Origin of the sequence: Acidisphaera rubrifaciens HS-AP3 (genome assembly GCF_000964365.1) — a bacterium.
Taxonomy (GTDB): domain Bacteria; phylum Pseudomonadota; class Alphaproteobacteria; order Acetobacterales; family Acetobacteraceae; genus Acidisphaera; species Acidisphaera rubrifaciens.
The window spans coordinates 1-3729 of record NZ_BANB01000424.1; the positions used below are offsets into that span (position 1 = coordinate 1).

General features: G+C 65.1%; 5 protein-coding genes. All 5 read left to right on the top strand.

The features are described 5' to 3' along the window. Positions 1-305: 305 nt before the first annotated feature. Entirely contained in the window at positions 306-764 is a 459-nt protein-coding gene (locus B8460_RS12300; protein ID WP_048861896.1) for a helix-turn-helix domain-containing protein, read from the top strand. A gap of 2 nt (positions 765-766) precedes the next feature. After that, the gene (locus tag B8460_RS12305; protein WP_199445635.1) at positions 767-1450 is read left to right on the top strand and encodes a PIN domain-containing protein; all 684 of its coding nucleotides are present in this window, start codon (positions 767-769) and stop codon (positions 1448-1450) included. A gap of 44 nt (positions 1451-1494) precedes the next feature. Next, positions 1495-1743: a DUF4160 domain-containing protein gene (locus B8460_RS12310; protein WP_084623587.1), complete on the top strand. Its 249-nt coding sequence runs from the start codon at positions 1495-1497 to the stop codon at positions 1741-1743. Then, positions 1727-2134 (top strand): DUF2442 domain-containing protein, encoded by a 408-nt coding sequence (locus B8460_RS12315; protein WP_048861897.1) that lies wholly within the window; start codon positions 1727-1729, stop codon positions 2132-2134. The genes B8460_RS12310 and B8460_RS12315 overlap by 17 nt, the downstream gene beginning before the upstream one ends. 874 nt (positions 2135-3008) lie before the next feature. Then, the coding region (locus tag B8460_RS12320) for a hypothetical protein (RefSeq protein WP_048861898.1) at positions 3009-3729 on the top strand (721 nt) is incomplete at its 3' end.

Genomic DNA, 3729 nt, shown 5'->3' on the forward strand with positions numbered 1-3729 from the left:
TCAATGAGGCCCGGGCTCAGAGAGCCCGGGAGAGCTTCCTTCTGTCTCAGCGCCGCGCCACGGCGTCGGCGCTTCAATGAGGCCCGGGCTCAGAGAGCGCGGGAGAGGGCGGCCTGCTACAGTATCGAGGACAGTGTATCAGCTGCATCCGCCTGAGGACGGTCAGCACTGAGGCGTCCGTTTGCACGAGGCGAGCGCGAACCACGGCAAGGGTCCGCCGTCCGGAACCAACCTCCGGTATCCGCGTTTTGAATATTGCGACTGCTGCGACGGTTGCGTATAATGTGCCATTCGGGAGAAACCCTATGACCATGCCCGCCGTGGCCAAGCCACTCGGCGACCGGCTGCCTTCGCTTGGCGAGCGCGCCGCCGCCAACCAGCTCCGCCGTATCCTGGCCGCAGGCAGCGGCGACCAAGATCAGAAGCTGAAGATCATTAAGGAATCAGGACAGTCTGCCGAGATCGTACTGACACCCGGACTGTCCGCGCTGCTAATCGACCTCCTGCGCCATCTCGGCAGCGGCGACGCGGTTACGCTCGTGCCCGTCAGCCAAATGCTGACCACCCAGCAAGCAGCCGACATCCTCAATGTCTCCAGACCGTTCCTGATATCGCTTCTCGACAGAAGCGAGATCCCGCACGTGCTGGTCGGGCGACATCGTCGGATCAAGGCAGAGGATCTGTTCGCCTACAAGCGTCGCCGTGACACCGTTCGATCGGAAGCGCTTGATGAGCTGGCCGAAATGGACGCCGACCTGCTGTAGGCATGTTCGCCAACCGGTTCACTGTCCTCGTCGACGCCTGCTCGCTCTTCTCGCCGTTGACGCGAAACCTTCTGCTGTCGTTGGCGGAAGGCGAGTTCTTCCGCGTGCGCTGGTCAGAACGCATTCTCGCAGAAGTCGAGCGGGCGATCGTCCGAAGCTACGCTCGGAAAGGTGCCTCCGATGGAACGGAGCGTGCGGCGAGGGCGCGCGCCGCCATGGAACGCGCCTTCGAGGAGGCCGCCGTGACCGGCTATGAAGGGTTGATGTCCGGTCTCGGTGAGCTGCCCGATCCCAACGACGCCCACGTCATCGCCGCAGCAGTCAAGACACGAGCGTCCGTGATCGTGACCGAAAACCTCCGGCACTTCCCGGAACGGATCCTCAAGCCACTCGATCTCGAGGCAAAGAGCGCCGACGAGTTCATTTCTGATACGGTCGATCTCGACATTGGCCGCGCGATTCCGATCGTTCGGCGCTTGAGGAACGGCTTCGGCATCCAGAAAAGACCCCACAGGCACCGCTCCTCGACATGGAAGCCTGCGGCCTCACCCACACGGTCGACAGCCTTCGAGCTCACGTACAGTCGCTTTAAGGTGGCTCAGTTCCAAGGCTGCCGCAGCTCCAGTTTGGCACTGATCCCGGCTCACACCGATACGCTACTACTCACAGTGTATCAGCGCGCCTGATCGTCGCAGGTTGAATAACCCATCTTGATAGGTTATATCACCGCATGGTCACCGTGCTGCGTGCCCAAGGTCTGCGCGTGGTCATCTTCCTCAACGACCACCTGCCGGCCCATGTCCACGTCTTCGGTGACGGCGAGGCCAAGATCAATCTGCTCGGCGCCGATGGCGCACCCGAGCTGGTCTGGGCCGACGGCATGAACCGCGGCGACGTCCGCCGCGCCATGCGCCTTGCGACCGAGCAGCAGGGAGTCCTGCTGGCACGCTGGGAGGACATTCATGGCAGAACTGACTGACGCCCAGATCGATGCCGCGGCCGAACGCGGGCGGCTCGCCCGCCTCACCGAGCCCCGGGCGGCGAGCGCGCGCTATGACCGCGAGGCCGGTCGCGTGATCGTCGAACTGACCAATGGCTGCGTCTTCGCGTTCCCGCCGCAGCTCGCGCAGGGGCTGGAGGATGCGACCGACGATCAGCTCGCGGCGGTCGAGATCCTCGGCGCCGGCTACGGCCTGTATTGGGAAGCACTCGACGCCGATCTGTCGGTGCCGGGTCTGCTCGCTGGCCTGTTCGGCACCAGGGCGTTCATGGCCCGACACGCCGGGCGCGCGACATCGCCCGCCAAGGCCGCCGCGGCACGGAACAACGGCGCGAAAGGCGGCCGTCCACGCAAATCAGCCAGTGGCTGATTGTGACTTTTAGCCACGAATGGCGGGACTTCTCCGTCGCAACGTGGCGGTCCGCGCCCCGTGAGAGGGCGACCGTAGAACCAGCGCAAGCGCGTGGAATGAGCCGGCGTTTCTATCCCGCCACCTCACGGGCATTGATCGCTGCACTCAATCGTCCCCCCTCAGTATAGCCTCTCGCAGGCGATCGAATGAGCAACGATATCTCAAGTGTGGTCTGAACAGGATATGATGCGGGTCTAAAGTGGGTCGCGTCTGACCGCCATAACCGTATGAAATTAAGACGTTTATCCGACTGATACATCCGAGAGTTGGCCGAGTTCGTGTCAACATTGGGTCAGACTGGAAAGAGGGAAGAGGTCGTCCCTTGTCATCCTCCGATGACCTCCCTGGGTGAAGACGTCACGGGCGCACGAATGAGACCTCGTGGATATTTCTCTTCAGAATCTCACTCGATTCTCATTCTCACAGGGAGTCTCATTTCCGGCCGCAGTCCACCGTGCAGCAGTGCCAGAACAGCAAATAGCGTTGACGCCGACCGGCGCCCTACCGGCGGCGATTTCCTGCATTGCCCGCGCCCGCCGGAATGAACCGCCGGGCGCCATCCGTCGCATAAGGCCGGGTCCGCGTTCCCCGCGTCTTCGGGGAGCAGCCGTAGGCCTCCGGTAAGCCCGGACGGTCCAGCAATTTCATCGGTCCCTCAGCCCGGCGGCGCACCCCGGTAGCCGGAGGCCGGCGCGGAGCGCGGCGTCATGGGCACGATGGCCCCAACCGGAGCGCGCCGGTCCGCCGCGGTACGGGCAGCGACAGCAGCCCCGGTTGGCGATCCGGACGCCGCTCGTTATATCTAGATGGATATAACAATTCGGAGAACAGCATGAGCGATACGATCAGCGTCACCGGCGACGTCACCAGCCCCCTCACGCTCGGCGCCACCGGGCTCGCCGCCCTGCCGCAGACGACGGTCGCGGTGGCCGTGAACGGCCAGCCGGAGAGCTTCAGCGGCGTCTCCGTCTACACGTTGATCAGCGATGCCGGCTTCACGTCGCCCGCCGGCAAGAACGGGCAGCTCCATGACGACGTGCAGGTCAGCAATGGCACGACTGCGGTCGCGCTGTCCGAGGGCGAGCTCGACCCCGCGTTCGGCGGGGCGCAGGCGGCGACCACCGACATCATCGCCACCACGGAGGACGGCCACCCGATCGCCCCGCAGCTCATCGTGCCCGGCGACGCCAATGGCGGGATCGCCGGGCGTGACATCGCGGGCGTGACCACGCTGACGGTGGGGCAGGCGAGCGTGCCCACGGTGCCCATCACCAATGCCGTGACGACCAGCTTCACCCTCGGCGGCGCGGTCGCTGTGCCCGGCACCTATACCGTGGCCGCGCTGGAGGCGCTGCCGGCCACCACCCAGACCGACACCTTCCAGGCGGGGCCCAGCACGCAGCGCGACACCTTCACCGGCACGACGCTGTTCGGCCTCCTCGCCACGGTGGGCCTGACGCCGGCGGCGCAGGCGAACCTGCTGGACGACGTGGTCGTGGTGACCGGCAGCGACGGCTACGCGGTGACCTATTCGCTGGGCGAGCTCGCCCGCC